At 39.0% G+C, this 14,242-nt stretch carries 14 protein-coding genes; 1 reads left to right on the forward strand and 13 read right to left on the reverse strand.

The window, feature by feature from the left end; translation table 11 throughout:
* Window positions 1-31: 31 nt before the first annotated feature.
* The 5 genes from lepA to ndk all read right to left on the reverse strand — a co-directional run bounded on the left by lepA (window position 32) and on the right by ndk (window position 3,936).
* The gene (lepA, locus tag H7T99_RS04490) at window positions 32-1,864 is read right to left on the reverse strand and encodes a translation elongation factor 4 (RefSeq protein WP_003092624.1); all 1,833 of its coding nucleotides are present in this window, start codon (window positions 1,862-1,864) and stop codon (window positions 32-34) included.
* A 121-nt stretch (window positions 1,865-1,985) separates the two neighbouring features.
* Entirely contained in the window at window positions 1,986-2,150 is a 165-nt protein-coding gene (locus H7T99_RS04495; RefSeq protein WP_002883920.1) for a hypothetical protein, read from the reverse strand.
* A gap of 100 nt (window positions 2,151-2,250) precedes the next feature.
* The gene (locus H7T99_RS04500; protein ID WP_002883902.1) at window positions 2,251-3,015 is read right to left on the reverse strand and encodes a (S)-acetoin forming diacetyl reductase; all 765 of its coding nucleotides are present in this window, start codon (window positions 3,013-3,015) and stop codon (window positions 2,251-2,253) included.
* 212 nt (window positions 3,016-3,227) lie between these two features.
* Entirely contained in the window at window positions 3,228-3,521 is a 294-nt protein-coding gene (locus tag H7T99_RS04505) for a rhodanese-like domain-containing protein (RefSeq protein WP_037603190.1), read from the reverse strand.
* Window position 3,522: 1 nt separating this feature from the next.
* The gene (gene ndk / locus H7T99_RS04510; RefSeq protein WP_171968068.1) at window positions 3,523-3,936 is read right to left on the reverse strand and encodes a nucleoside-diphosphate kinase; all 414 of its coding nucleotides are present in this window, start codon (window positions 3,934-3,936) and stop codon (window positions 3,523-3,525) included.
* Between the two features lie 166 nt (window positions 3,937-4,102).
* Here ndk and H7T99_RS04515 point away from each other — a divergent pair, with 166 nt between their 5' ends.
* Window positions 4,103-5,248, forward strand: coding sequence for a cobalamin-independent methionine synthase II family protein (locus tag H7T99_RS04515; protein WP_037603186.1), 1,146 nt, complete (start codon window positions 4,103-4,105; stop codon window positions 5,246-5,248).
* 59 nt (window positions 5,249-5,307) lie between these two features.
* Here the strand turns inward: H7T99_RS04515 and trmFO are convergent, their stop codons facing one another.
* The 8 genes from trmFO to dprA form a co-directional block, all read right to left on the reverse strand.
* Entirely contained in the window at window positions 5,308-6,651 is a 1,344-nt protein-coding gene (gene trmFO / locus H7T99_RS04520; RefSeq protein ID WP_037603184.1) for a methylenetetrahydrofolate--tRNA-(uracil(54)-C(5))-methyltransferase (FADH(2)-oxidizing) TrmFO, read from the reverse strand.
* 117 nt (window positions 6,652-6,768) lie between these two features.
* On the reverse strand, window positions 6,769-8,130 hold the full coding sequence (locus H7T99_RS04525; RefSeq protein WP_155267075.1) for a sensor histidine kinase: 1,362 nt from the start codon (window positions 8,128-8,130) through the stop codon (window positions 6,769-6,771).
* Complete coding sequence (locus tag H7T99_RS04530; protein WP_037603182.1) at window positions 8,121-8,780, reverse strand: response regulator transcription factor; 660 nt, start codon at window positions 8,778-8,780, stop codon at window positions 8,121-8,123. Before H7T99_RS04530 ends, H7T99_RS04525 begins: the two co-directional genes overlap by 10 nt.
* An 80-nt stretch (window positions 8,781-8,860) precedes the next feature.
* Window positions 8,861-9,511, reverse strand: a complete 651-nt coding sequence (locus H7T99_RS04535; RefSeq protein WP_037603180.1) for a nisG — start codon at window positions 9,509-9,511, stop codon at window positions 8,861-8,863.
* Window positions 9,498-10,226, reverse strand: a complete 729-nt coding sequence (locus H7T99_RS04540; RefSeq protein ID WP_037603178.1) for a lantibiotic ABC transporter permease — start codon at window positions 10,224-10,226, stop codon at window positions 9,498-9,500. Before H7T99_RS04540 ends, H7T99_RS04535 begins: the two co-directional genes overlap by 14 nt.
* Before the next feature lie 4 nt (window positions 10,227-10,230).
* Window positions 10,231-10,905: an ABC transporter ATP-binding protein gene (locus H7T99_RS04545; RefSeq protein WP_037603177.1), complete on the reverse strand. Its 675-nt coding sequence runs from the start codon at window positions 10,903-10,905 to the stop codon at window positions 10,231-10,233.
* 183 nt (window positions 10,906-11,088) lie between these two features.
* The gene (topA, locus tag H7T99_RS04550; RefSeq protein WP_014633069.1) at window positions 11,089-13,233 is read right to left on the reverse strand and encodes a type I DNA topoisomerase; all 2,145 of its coding nucleotides are present in this window, start codon (window positions 13,231-13,233) and stop codon (window positions 11,089-11,091) included.
* A gap of 167 nt (window positions 13,234-13,400) precedes the next feature.
* Complete coding sequence (dprA, locus tag H7T99_RS04555) at window positions 13,401-14,240, reverse strand: DNA-processing protein DprA (RefSeq protein WP_037603175.1); 840 nt, start codon at window positions 14,238-14,240, stop codon at window positions 13,401-13,403.
* Window positions 14,241-14,242: the final 2 nt, after the last annotated feature.

Below are 14,242 nucleotides of genomic sequence, written 5' to 3' on the forward strand. Positions count from 1 at the left end.
TAGCCAGAACATCACATTCTGACTATTACTCTTATTTCTCATCTTCGTCCATTGAAAGTACTGACAAGAAGGCTTCTTGTGGGACTTCAACCGAACCGATGGCTTTCATACGTTTCTTACCAGCTTTTTGTTTTTCGAGAAGTTTACGTTTACGTGAAACGTCACCACCGTAACACTTAGCCAAGACGTTTTTACGAAGGGCTTTGATATCTGTGCGGGCAACGATTTTTTGACCGATAGCCGCTTGGATAGGCACCTCGAATTGTTGACGTGGAATAATTTTCTTAAGCTTATCAACGATAAGTTTTCCACGCTCATAGGCAAATTCCTTGTGGACGATGAAGCTAAGGGCATCGACCTTGTCACCATTAAGGAGAATATCCATTTTCACCAATTGTGAACGACGGTATTCTGACAATTCATAGTCAAAGCTTGCATAACCACGTGTAGATGATTTCAATTTATCAAAGAAATCAAAGACGATTTCAGCAAGTGGAATTTGATAGATAACGTTCACACGATTATCATCAATGTATTCCATGGTTTCAAAATCACCACGTTTACGTTGTGCCAACTCCATAACCGCACCAACATATTCTTGAGGAACCATGATTTGAGCTTTAACATAAGGCTCTTCAATAGCATCAATACGTGTAGGATCTGGGAACTCTGAAGGGTTAGACACTTCAAGCATCTCACCGTCAGTAGTATTAACATGGTAAACTACCGATGGTGCTGTCATGATGAGGTCGATGTTAAACTCACGTTCCAAGCGCTCTTGGATAACATCCATGTGAAGAAGACCCAAGAAACCACAGCGGAAACCGAAACCAAGGGCTTGAGACGTTTCAGGCTCAAACTGAAGACTGGCATCGTTCAACTGGAGTTTTTCAAGGGCTTCACGCAAGTCGTTATACTTATTTGATTCAATTGGGTAAAGACCTGCAAACACCATTGGGTTCATTTGCTTATAGCCATGGAGTGGCTCTGCAGCTGGATTATCTGCAAGTGTCACGGTATCACCGACACGGGTATCCGCAACAGTCTTAATTGAGGCTGCGATATAACCAACATCTCCTGTCGCAAGGTAATCACGACCAACAGCTTTAGGTGTGAAGATACCAACCTCAGTAACATCAAAGGTCTTACCATTAGACATCATTTGAATCTTATCGCCTGGTTTAACCATTCCGTTAACCACACGCACTTGGAGGATAACCCCACGGTAAGCATCGTAAACAGAGTCAAAGATAAGGGCTTGGAGAGGCGCTTCAACATCACCTTGAGGTGCAGGAACTTTCTCAACGATTTGTTCGAGAATCTCTTCAATACCAATACCAGCCTTAGCTGACGCAAGCACAGCCTCAGAAGCATCTAGTCCGATAACATCTTCAACCTCTGTACGCACACGCTCAGGATCTGCAGCTGGAAGGTCAATTTTATTGATAACTGGTAAGATTTCCAAGTCATTATCTAGTGCCAAGTAAACATTGGCAAGTGTTTGTGCTTCAATTCCTTGAGCTGCATCCACCACCAAGATGGCACCCTCACAGGCAGCAAGAGAACGTGACACCTCATAAGTAAAGTCCACGTGTCCCGGTGTGTCGATAAGGTGGAAAATGTATGTTTCGCCATCTTTAGCAGTATAGTTAAGCTCAATGGCATTTAGTTTAATAGTGATTCCACGTTCACGCTCAAGGTCCATGCTATCAAGGAGTTGCGCCTGCATCTCACGACTTGACACTGTTTCAGTCTTTTCCAAGATACGGTCAGCAAGCGTTGATTTCCCATGGTCAATATGGGCAATAATAGAGAAGTTACGAATCTTCTCCTGTCGTTGTTTTAATTCTTCAATATTTGGCATTTTTATCTTTCCTAGTTCTTACTTGTGATTATAAAAAAACTAATCGTTACCTTCTATTATACAAAAAAGACAGGCTTTTGCCTATCTCTAATATCTGCTTTCTGACTGCATTTAGTCCTTATTATTTCTTAAAAGTATCGTTGTAGTGCTTATTAATAATTGCTGAACGCTTGTTTTCTGTTGAACTACTTGAAAATGGACCTAAACCACAGGCTAGTACAACAACTCCTAATAGAATAAGGCAATAAAATGGATGCTCAACAATATAGTGTAAAATGTCTGACATAGGAAGGCTCCTCTCAAATCATAATTAATTACGATTATATTATCAGAAATATTATGTTTTATCAAGCAAAAAAGAGAGCCTTTCGCTCTCCCTTTCAATCTTAATGGAATTGCATACCACCATCAACGATGATAGTTTGACCTGTGATGTAGTTTGAGTCAGGTCCAGCAAGGAAGCTAACTGCTGCTGCTACGTCTTCAGGTTCAGACAAACGTTTGAGGGTAATATCTTTAGCAAAAGTTTGCATACCCCATTCATCATCTTTACCAGCATTTTTACCAACTTCGTGGGCAATGTCAAACATCATTGGAGTCTTAACGATACCTGGTGCATAAGCATTGACAGTGATGCCTGAATCAGCCAAATCACGCGCCAAAGTTTGAGTAATACCACGCACTGCGAATTTAGTACCACCATATACAGTCAAGTTAGGGTTACCAACGACACCAGCCTGAGATGTTGCATTGATGATTTTACCACCATGACCGAGTGCTTTAAATTGTGCTTGTGCAGCTTGAGCACCCCAAATAACACCACCGACATTGATGTTAAATGTACGTTGGAACTGTTCTTCAGTAATTGTATCAAGAGGTGTTGTTGGAGCCACACCGGCATTATTAACAACAACATTCAAATCGCCAAAGTGATCAACAACTTTTTGGAAAGCAGCTGCTACTTCAGCTTGTTTAGATACATCAGCTACAACTGCAAATGCTTTATCTGCTGACAATTCAGCAACCGCTTTTTCTGCAGTTTCAGCGTTGTAGTCCAATACTCCGACTTTAAAACCATCTTCAACCAAACGTTTTGCAATCGCAAAACCAATACCTTGACCTGCACCTGTAACAATAGCAACTTTTGACATACGAAATCCTCCTCTACCAATTAGAGTCACTAGCTTAATAAGAAGCCTTATCTCAATTGGAATACGATAAGTTAGTCAAGTTCTGGCAAAGTCATTTTCATAGGCTTTGTCTTAACTCAATTAAAATTCTACTCCTTTATGAAAACGTTGTCAAGTAATTATCAAACTTTTCTGAAAACAAATAAGACCACCCTTGGGTGACCTTATTCCTATTATTCTTCAAATTCAAAACCTAGTGCTTCCATATCGTCCAAGCCACCCAAGTTAGTCACCTTAGTATAGCCTCGCTCTTTAAGAACTGATGCAGCAAATTCTGCACGAGGTCCCATTTTACAATAGAGGTAAATGGAAGCGTCTTTTTCAGCTAGAATGTCAGCAGAGAAAAACTGGGTGTGAGGTATTAAGCGAGCACCCTTTACATGACCTTCTGCATACTCTTCTGGACTCCTGACATCAATTAACAGTCCACCCTTAGCTAAATCAGATTGAATCTGTACTAAATCCATCTTACTCACCAAACCAAATCTGAATTTCTCGAGCCGCAGATTCTTCTGAATCAGAGCCATGAACGATATTCGAAATCATATCCCCATCTGGTGCTGTTGCAAAGTCTCCACGAATCGTTCCAGGTGCAGCATCACCCGGATTGGTTGCTCCCATCATATCACGCCATGACTTGATAACACCAGGGCCAGACATAATACCAATAACTGCCGAGCCACTCATCATGAATTCTGCAATACTAGGGAAAAATGGTTTATCAACCAATTGGGCATAATGTTCTTTAAGACGTTCTTCGTCAAGCATCAGCATCTCCATACGCTCAATAACGAAGCCACGACGTTCAATACGATCAATCACTTGACCAATTAGATGGCGTTTAACAGCATCTGGTTTAATAATAAAGAATGTTTTTTGCATGTTCTCAACCTTCATCGTTTTTTTCCATTTTACCATAGGAAGTATCATTTTGCAGGGTAAAACCTTATATAGTCTTAAACTATGCCCTCAGAAAGAAATTAACTATTTTTCATTAGTCTAGATAAGAAGTACTATAGACATAAATAGACATTTCGAGGTAAATACAATGACAAAATCTAAATTCCAATTAGTCGGTTCTCTTCTTCGTCCTGCGGATCTCCGTAAATATAAGGACGAAATCGAGCATCGTGACGACATCCAGTATCCTTTCTATGATGCCTTTCCTGGTTATCAAGAAACTGAAACTACAGATATTAAGCAAATTGTGGCTGACCAAAAAGCTAACGGTATTGACATCCTTACTGATGGTGAGTTTGGACGTTCTATGTGGCATTTAGACTTTGTCTGGGGATTTAAAGGAATTGAACGCTACATTGCTGAGCATGGCTACACTTTTAAAGACCATGATGGTGGTCAATATGAAACACGTAAAGATATCGGTATTCGCATCACTGAGCCGCTCTCAGGTAAGAACCACCATTACCTAGATATTTACAAATTGGTTAAAGCTGAAGCTGGTGATGAAGATACCAAACAAACTATCTGGGGACCTGCTCATGCCTACACTGAACTTGCTATCTTTGACCGTTTGGCTGGTCCTGGACAAGTCTACGAAACAAATGAAGACCTCAAAAAAGGTATCATTAATGCCTATAAAGAATTCTTGGAAGAATACAAGGCTGTCGGTGGAAAAATTGTTCAATTTGATGACTGTCTCTGGGAACTTTTTGACCCATCAAACCCTGCAAGTTTCTTTGCGGAAGGTAATTCTGATTTAGCAGAATTGGCTGATGAGTTTGTAGCTATCAATAACGAGGTTGTAGACTATGCTCACGAAATTGGTTTAACGGTTTGGACCCACAACTGCCGTGGTAACTACGAAAGCCGTTCTGCTGCTGAAGGAACTTACGAAGCTATCGCCAAGAAGTTCTTGGCAGAGCAACACTATGACCGTTTCTTCCTTGAATGGGATAGCGACACCGCTGGTGATATCAAAGCTCTCGAAGCCCTCAAAGACAGCAAAGCCGAAGTTGTACTAGGACTTTTGTCTTCTAAAACTACTGACCTTGATGACGAAGAACGTGTCCTCGATTTGCTTGAAAAAGCGAGTCAAATTCTTCCAAAAGAACGTCTCTTCCTCTCTCACCAATGTGGTTTCGCCTCATGTGACTCAGGGAATGAGTTGGCAACACCTCAACAATGGGCTAAAATCAAACAAGGTCAAGAAATTGCTAAGAAATTCTTTGGCTAATTGAATACTTTTAAATCTGAAAATCTCTTACCGAATTCGGTAAGGGATTTTGATATTGTCTAAGCTTGAATAAAAGGTTGTAAATCTTCAAGAGCTCGCTCAGCAATTTTTTCATAGCGCTCTTTCTTGTCACGAATACGTGGGCCTTCCAGTTCTTTGATAATACCAAAGTTAACATTCATTGGTTGGAAATGTTTACTTTCAGCGTGAGTCACATAATATGGGAGACTCCCGATAGCTGTTGTCTGAGGGAAGATAAGTTCATCTTCACCTTTAAAAAGACGGGCAGCATTGATGCCGGCAACCAAACCTGAGGCAGCTGATTCAACATAACCTTCTACACCAGTCATTTGTCCCGCAAAGAACAAGTTAGGATTTGATTTTGATTGGAAGGTCTGTTTAAGCAAGTTTGGCGAGTCCATGTAAGAGTTGCGGTGCATTACCCCATAACGCACAAATTCAGCATTTTCAAGACCTGGAATCATTTGGAAGACACGCTTTTGCTCTCCCCATTTGAGGTGGGTTTGGAAACCAACAATATTATAGAGGCTACCAGCCGCATTGTCCTGACGAAGCTGAACAACCGCATAAGGCGTCTTGAAGTCACCATCACGTGGACCCTTATAATCCTCAGGATACTCCAAACCAACTGGTTTCATAGGACCATAGAGCATTGTCTTGATACCACGTTTAGCCATAACCTCGATAGGCATACAGCCCTCGAAATACTTTTCTTTTTCAAAAGAATTCAAAGGAGCTTCTTCAGCTGTTGTCAAGGCCTCGTGGAAGGCCATGAACTCCTCCTTGGTCATTGGACAGTTTAGGTAAGCTGCTTCACCCTTGTCATAGCGTGACTTAAGGTAGACTTTGTTCATGTCGATAGTCGCTTTATCAACAATCGGTGCAGCGGCATCATAGAAATAGAACCCATCTCCACCGTTAAGCTTGTGAATTTTTTCAGCTAAAGCATCAGAAGTCAAAGGACCTGAAGCAATAACTGTAATGGCATCATCAGGAATTTCTGTGATTTCTTCACGGATAACTTCAATTAATGGATGATTTTCAATTTCCGCTGTCACTGCTTCTGCATAACCTTCACGGTCAACTGCCATGGCACCACCAGCTGGCACACGGTGAGCTTCTCCATTACGCATAATGATAGAGTCCAAACGACGCATTTCTTCTTTAAGAAGCCCTACAGCGTTGGTCAAGCTATCTCCACGAAAAGAGTTAGAACAAACTAATTCTGCAAAATTTGTTGTCTTATGCTGCGGTGTTGCTTTGACACCACGCATTTCATAAAGTTTTACCGGAATACCACGTTTGGCAATCTGATAAGCCGCCTCGGAGCCGGCCAAACCAGCTCCAATCACGTTAATATATTCTGCTTTTGATTGAGACATGACACTAATACCTCTTTGGAAACAAGATTAAATCCTATCTCCACAAATCTTTCTTCATTTTTACTCTTAGTAGTATAGCAAAAAACTCCTCGTCTGGCGACTAGGAGTCATCTGTATTTAAAGGGGTAAAATGATTGTGACTTTGGCACCACCTGTATTATCATCATTTGAAAGCGAAAGACTACCATGGTGTAAGCGAACAATATCATTAGCAATAGTCAGACCAAGTCCGCTGTGATTACGACTTTGTCTACTCTTATCTTCCTGATAAAAGATCTGAGTCGCTTTTTCAAGAGATTCAAGAGAAAATCCAGGTCCAGAATCAAGGCAGATAAACTTAAGTTCATCTGATTCGATTTTGATGAACAAGGTTAACTGACTGCCACTAGGTGTATGTTCCACTGCATTCGAAACAATATTCATAAAAGCTCGATTCAACAAGGGCCTATCCCAATGGCCGATGATTTCTTTCTCAATTTCCTTCTTGTCAAATACTACATTGATTTGTTTCGTTTGTGCTAGTGACAAGGTTTGGTCGTAAATGTCTTCAACAAAGTCCTTGACCGAAACTTCTCCAAGCGTCAAGGTTTTCTTCAAACTCATTTTATTGAGTTCGGACAACTCTTGAACATAAGAATCAACCTGTGCAATCCCTTTTTGAAAATGTTCTAACAAGTTCGTTTGTTCTTCATCTAAGGGAGTCATAGCTAAGAGTTCCGCATTGCCCCGTGCAACTGTTAATGGTGTCTTCAGATCATGAGTTAAGGCTGAAATCTGATTTTGCTTATCCTTTTCTGCCTTCCAATTTTCCATCAAAGAGTCACGGAGTGCAGCACGCATGTGGTCCAAGCCACTTAAAACTTGATTAAACTCCTTAATAGTAGACTGGGAGGTTTGAAAATCCAAGTCTTGCTCTGCAATTTTCTCAGTTGCCCACAGTATTGGTCTAAGCTGTTGGCGTAATTTATGAGCATAGAACAATGTTAAAACGATAAAAATGAGTAAAATGGACACAATTATTGAGCCATTTATCATTAGATTAGCATTAGGAAAATGCTGGTTCAACCACTCATTACGATACCGAGGTGATAGTTGATAATTGACAATGACTATCCCATCTGGTCGTTCAAATGACTGAAAATACCCATACTTGTCACCATGAGCATTCTTGAATTGGTAATTTAATAAGGATTCCTCTTGCAGATTAACAGGCATATTAGACTTCTTAAGTTTAAATTCCCTTGTTAAAAAGACATAACTAGTACCATCAGGTAAGATATCGGGATTAAAGACCTTAGAAGTCTCAATATCATTTCTCACAGCAGATAAATCAATCTCTACCTGATTTGCTGGAATGACACCGAAGGTAGAAATATAAAAAATAAGAAGACTGCTGATTGCTGATAGAACTGTAAGGCAAACGACATAGGATAACAAGATTGTTCTTAGAGAGTGTTCTCTTTTTTTAATTAGTGCCACTTGTAACCAATCCCCCAGACTGTTTCAATAGGACTTTGCCCAACATTTTTGAGCTTTGCACGGATATTTTTGATATGTTCGGCCACTGCTGTCGGACTCCCTTTATCCTCATAGCCATACAAATGCGTGTAGATTTGTTCTTTGGAAAAGACTTGGCCCTTATTTTCAGCCAGAAACTGACAAATACTATATTCTGACTTAGTCAAATCTAACAACTGATTCTCAACATAAAGCTCCTGAGCAGACAAATCAAACTGAATATTTCCAATTAATAGCTTATGGTGGCGCTCACGATGTTCACGTCTCAAGTGTGCAGCCACACGCGCTTGAAGTTCTTTAACCCCAAATGGCTTGCAAATATAATCATCAGCACCATAAGTCAAGCCTTGAACAATATCAGCCTCTTGCGTTTTGGCTGTAATAAAGAGTATAGGACAATCCACCTGATCACGAATCTCATGACAAAACTGGAGACCATCAACATCAGGCATCATGATATCCAGTAAAATCAAGTCAAACCGTGGCAACAAGTTCTTATCCAAATCTAAAACACTTGTAAGCCCCGTCACCTTATGATTTTGAAGCTCTAAAGCCTTTACAACCAATTGAACAATATCTTCCTGATCATCAATAACAAGTATCTGAGCCATAACCTTTCCTTTCGTATAAAGTTACCCTTATCATATCATCTATAGAAGAGAACTGACAAGGCGTAGAGTAGATAAATCTATTAATAAGATTTTGAATTTATTGGCAAAAAACAAATAAATAACAAAGTCACTCCAACAATCCATAAAGGTAGGGAATTGAATTGGCTCCAATCACTAAGGATAAGGCTATTGATAGGTAAAGCAATAGGAAGCCAATGAACAGACAAGAAAACTTTATTACTAGCAAAAATAATAAAAATAATTTCAATTATAGAGATAATAATATTACTAACACTGTTCAGACTCACTTGTATAAAGTAGTGAAAATGATTAAGAAAGACTATTAACATCCAACTTGATAGACTTACTACAAATCCATTCACACTATTCATAAGAAGGAGGTTTATGATAAGCCAACTAAATAAAGAAGGTAGGCTAAGGGTTAAGTCTACTATCAAAAGTTTAGCCAACCATAAACGTCTTTGCTTAGGGTAACTCGATATTTCTTGATAATAATTAGCGTATTTTTCTTGTTCAATCCCTAAAATTGACAAAAATGATGTCAATAGCGGATAGCATAAAAAAGATAATATGGCTAAATTAGTTAGAGAAAAACCATTAGGAACGAAGCTCACATACATTGGAATTGTAATGATCTCTAAGACAGCAAAACTGAGAATAAGATAAAGACCGAAAGTATTCTTTAATTTTAGTAACTCACTCCTTAGCATTTAATTGTCTCCTTTGCAGTGAAAAAGATAAAAGCAATGTCACTACTATTGATAGCATCATCGTAAGTATCACTTGTAAAATGCTAGTATGATTCGTATTTACAATAATATCCCCCGATGGTTTAAGATTTAATAAAAATTGAGCTATTTTATAGTGATAGGTATAGGGGAAAACAAACCAGAGTGGACTCTGAGCAATAAAGGGTGCTATTAAAAGACAAACTAATGCATTAAGAGCTAATAGGATGAATTGACTCATGTATTTAGACATTAGGTAAAGTAAAGGAATATTCCATAAAGTTGTCATCCAAATTAAGATTAAGGAAATAGCTGTTTTAGGAATATTTATTGGAATAAAACCTATGTAAATAAATGCAACGAGACTAAGGAAAGCTAGTAAGAATAAACTAGCAAGCAATGTTCTCATGCCTATAAGCACCATTTTCATCAAGCTAATTTTCCAAGTGAAATCCCTATTGGTAACATTTTGAAAATGCCCAGCCTGGTCTTCTAAACGTCTATCGACTATAAACAAAAGACCAGTTACAAGATATAAAAAGATAGCTTCCCACCAATAAACCGAGAAAGGAACAAAAATCTGTAACCCTCCCATTAAAAAGGCTATAAGAACAGTTAAAAATGGTATGATGATTAAGAATTTAGTAGTTCCTAAATGTCGTAATTTGAGCAATTCCGAATAGAATATCTTTTGCATATCACTAACCCCCATGAACAATTTTAAAGAAGAGTCTCTCAAGACTATCTACATTTTTGTTTTCACCATCATATTGAATCTTACCTTTATCGAGAATAAGAATATGATCAGCAACCTTACTAATTTCTAGAAGTTGATGACTGGAAACTAGAATTGTCATTCCTTCTGCTTTCAGGGAACGAATAAGGTCTAGCAGTTCATTAATTCCATCAGGATCAAGTCCATTAGTAGGCTCATCTAGAATTAAAAATTGAGGATCAGTTAAAATAGCCATACCAATCCCAAGTCGTTGCTTCATACCTAATGAAAATTTACCGGCTTTTTTCTTTCCAGTATTTGAAAGACCAATTATTTCCAAGGTTTCAAAAATTTTTGAATCAGGAATATCATATAGCAACGCTTTTGTTTTTAGATTATCAAAAGCCGAAAGGTTGTGATAAATTGCAGGTGCTTCGATTAATGCACCTAATAAATGTTTGTTTTTGGATGATCCAACAAATCGAATTTCTCCACTACTTTTTTGGACTAAACCAAAAAGAATTTTCATCAGAGTTGACTTACCAGCACCATTTACTCCTAACAGACCACAAACTGTTCCAGATTCAATTGTAAATGTGATGTTGTCTAAAATAGTCTTATCTTTGTAGGATTTTGAAAGTTGTTTAACAGTTATTTGCATTTGTACACCTCTTTTAGAATAGTTCTGTTTTCAATATAAACTCATGTCTTACTAATATCAGAAAAACACTTACTCTCCTTTCTTTTCATCCTTAGTATAAAAAACAAATTTAAGGAAAGTATCAGTTTTTCTGATAAAATACAAAAAAACTATCTCAAAACTTAACTTGAGATAGCTTTCTTTTTATTTAACAATAGATTCTTTGTAGTCACACTCTTCGTTACTACAGATAACTTGCTTGCCGCCACCACGGACTTTCTTCTCGACAAGATAATCGCCTGATTTAGGACAGTTACGTCCAACAGGGATATCCCAAGATGTAAATTCACAGTCAGGGTAGCGATCACAACCATAAAAGACACGATTTCGTTTTGTCTTACGTTCGATGACCTGACCTTTACCACAGGTTGGGCAAGTAACGCCAATTTCTTTAGTTATAGCCTTAGTATTGTGACAGTCTGGGAAGTTACTACATGCATAGAACTTACCGTAACGGCCAAGTTTGATAACCATTGGGTGACCACAGAGGTCACAATCAAAACCAGCAGGCTCATCCTTGATTTGGATTTTTTCAATTCCTTCTTCAGCTTTTTCCAATTCTTTTTGGAAAGGTTTGAAGAACTCATCAATAACCTTTTGCCACTGCTCTTTACCGATTTCAACTTTATCGAGTTTTCCTTCCATCTCGGCAGTGAATTTAACGTCCACGATGTCAGGGAAGAATTCTACGATTAAGCTATTAACGATTTCACCAAGTTCTGTTGGTTCAAAACGTTTAGCTACCAATTTGACATAGTAACGACGTTGAATAACATCAAGCGTCGGTGCATAAGTTGACGGACGACCAACACCATTTTCTTCCAGCGTCTTAATCAGAGTCGCTTCAGAATAGCGGGCAGGTGGTTGCGTGAAGTGTTGTTCAGGCGTTGTCACAACCTTCTTAACCGTATCACCTTCAGCCATATCAGGAAGCATCTTGTTCTTATCAGAATCGTTGTAAACGGCCATATAACCATCGAACTTGATTTGGCTACCATTTGCAGTGAAAATGACTCCGTTTTGAGACAAGGTCACCTTCATCGTATCAAATACTGCAGCTGTCATTTGACTCGCTACAAAACGATTCCAGATAAGAGTATAAAGCTTAAGCTGATCCTTATCCAAATACTTAGCGATGCTTTCTGGTGTTTGGAAAACATTTGACGGACGAATAGCCTCATGGGCATCTTGTGCTCCCGAACTATTTTTCACCTTACTGCCATGTTTTGAATACTTAGAACCAAAGCGTTCCGTAATAAATTCAGCAGCCTGGTTTTGTGCCACCGGACTGATACGTGTAGAGTCCGTACGCATATAGGTAATCAAACCTTGAGCGCCTGAACCAAGATTAATCCCTTCATACAACTGTTGGGCAACCATCATGGTCTTACGTGTACGGAAGTTAATCTTATTGGCAGCATCCTGTTGGAGAGATGATGTTGTATATGGCAATGGCGCATTACGACGGCGTTCTTTTTTCTCTACTTTATCTACGTTAAAGTCATCACTTGTGATACGAGAGAGAACGGCTTGAACATCGTCATTATTGTTGAGCTTAAGCTTTTTACCATCCAAGCCATAGAAGCTAGCCTGAAACTTCTTAGCACCCTTCTTAAAGGCACCATCAATAGTCCAGTATTCTTCTGGTTTAAAGGCCTTGATTTCATTTTCACGGTCAATAATGAGCTTAAGAGCTACCGATTGTACACGCCCGGCCGAAAGACCTTTCTTAACCTTCTTCCATAGAAGCGGTGAAATAGAGTAACCCACAATACGGTCCAAGACACGACGAGCTTGCTGGGCATCTACCAAGTCCATGTCAATGGCGCGTGGCTCTACGAAGGCATTTTTTACTGCGTCTTTAGTGATTTCGTTAAAAACGACACGATTCTTATCATCTGGCTCTAATCCAAGAATATGTGACAAATGCCATGAAATGGCTTCCCCTTCACGGTCCGGGTCACTTGCGAGAAAGACTTGCTTGGCTTTTTTAGCTTCTTTCTTCAATTCATTGATAAGAGGTCCCTTACCTCGAATATTAATGTACTGAGGTTCGTAGTTGTTTTCAAAATCAATCGACATACTTGATTTTTTCAAATCACGGATATGCCCAACAGAGGCTACAACTTTATAGTTGCGGCCAAGATACTTCTCAATCGTTTTCGCTTTAGCAGGAGACTCCACGATGACCAAATTTTTCTTTGGTGTCGCTCTCTTTTTAGTCGCCTTTTTGGCTGTCGTTTTCTTTGTTGTTTTAGTTTTCGTTTTTGTTGTCGTTGCTGTCGCCATAGACTATTTCCTTATAATGTTATAAACTGGCTGCGCCACTCATCTGTCTAAAATCTAGTCACAAGACATTAAAAAATGAAACATCTTGGACCGAGCAACTAACATGATACCTTCCTTTTCTTTAACTGTCAATAAAAAACTTTATCTCTATAGGAGAACTTTGATTTTCAAGAAAACTCTGAAAGGATGTCAAACCCTGTCGTAATGCACTTTGCGCCCTCTTGAATTAGGTGATGGCATCCATCTGACTTTCCATCTAAAATATTTCCTGGAATAGCAAAAACATCTCTACCTTCTTCCATGGCACGCTCACAAGTAATCAGACTTCCCGAGCGAAGCTTAGCTTCTACGACCATAACTCCTTGGCATAATCCAGAAATAATCCGATTACGTTCAGGAAAGTGGTACTTAAGCGGCTGTTCACCCGGTCCATATTCAGTAAGAACTAAATGATTTTTGGACATATAGTCCTGCAAAGCTTTATTTTCTTTAGGATAATAAACATCAAGCCCAGTTCCGATAACTGCAATAGTGTTCCCCTTATGTTTCAAGGCCTCCATATGCGCACAAGTATCAATCCCACGCGCCAATCCACTCACAATAGTAAAGTGATTGCCAAGTTCTCTAACAATTTTGCGAACGGACTGTTTGCCTGTTTCGGAACACTTTCTTGCCCCAACAACAGCTAGCTTTGGTTTACTCAGTAAATCAAGATTCCCCTGATAATAAAGGAGGACAGGAGGATTATAGGTATGCTTCAGCTCAATAGGATATTCTTTATCAAAAATCGATAACGTAGGAAAACGGTCGAATTGTTCTTTGAGTTGCTTAATATCTAAACTCTTGTATTTTTCCATAAAAAGAACGGCATTTTTAGACTTGGATACCACTGCCATATCACGTAAACTCAATTTTCTATCTTGTGTCTTTTGATAGTCCAAAATATTTAAGATGTTCAAATTCGTCAACCCAGCGGCTTTAAGTTTAAAAAGTTCAAAATTATTCATAT

The sequence above is a fragment of the Streptococcus sp. 17.1 genome (assembly GCF_016648655.1).
In the GTDB taxonomy this organism is placed as follows: domain Bacteria; phylum Bacillota; class Bacilli; order Lactobacillales; family Streptococcaceae; genus Streptococcus; species Streptococcus salivarius_E.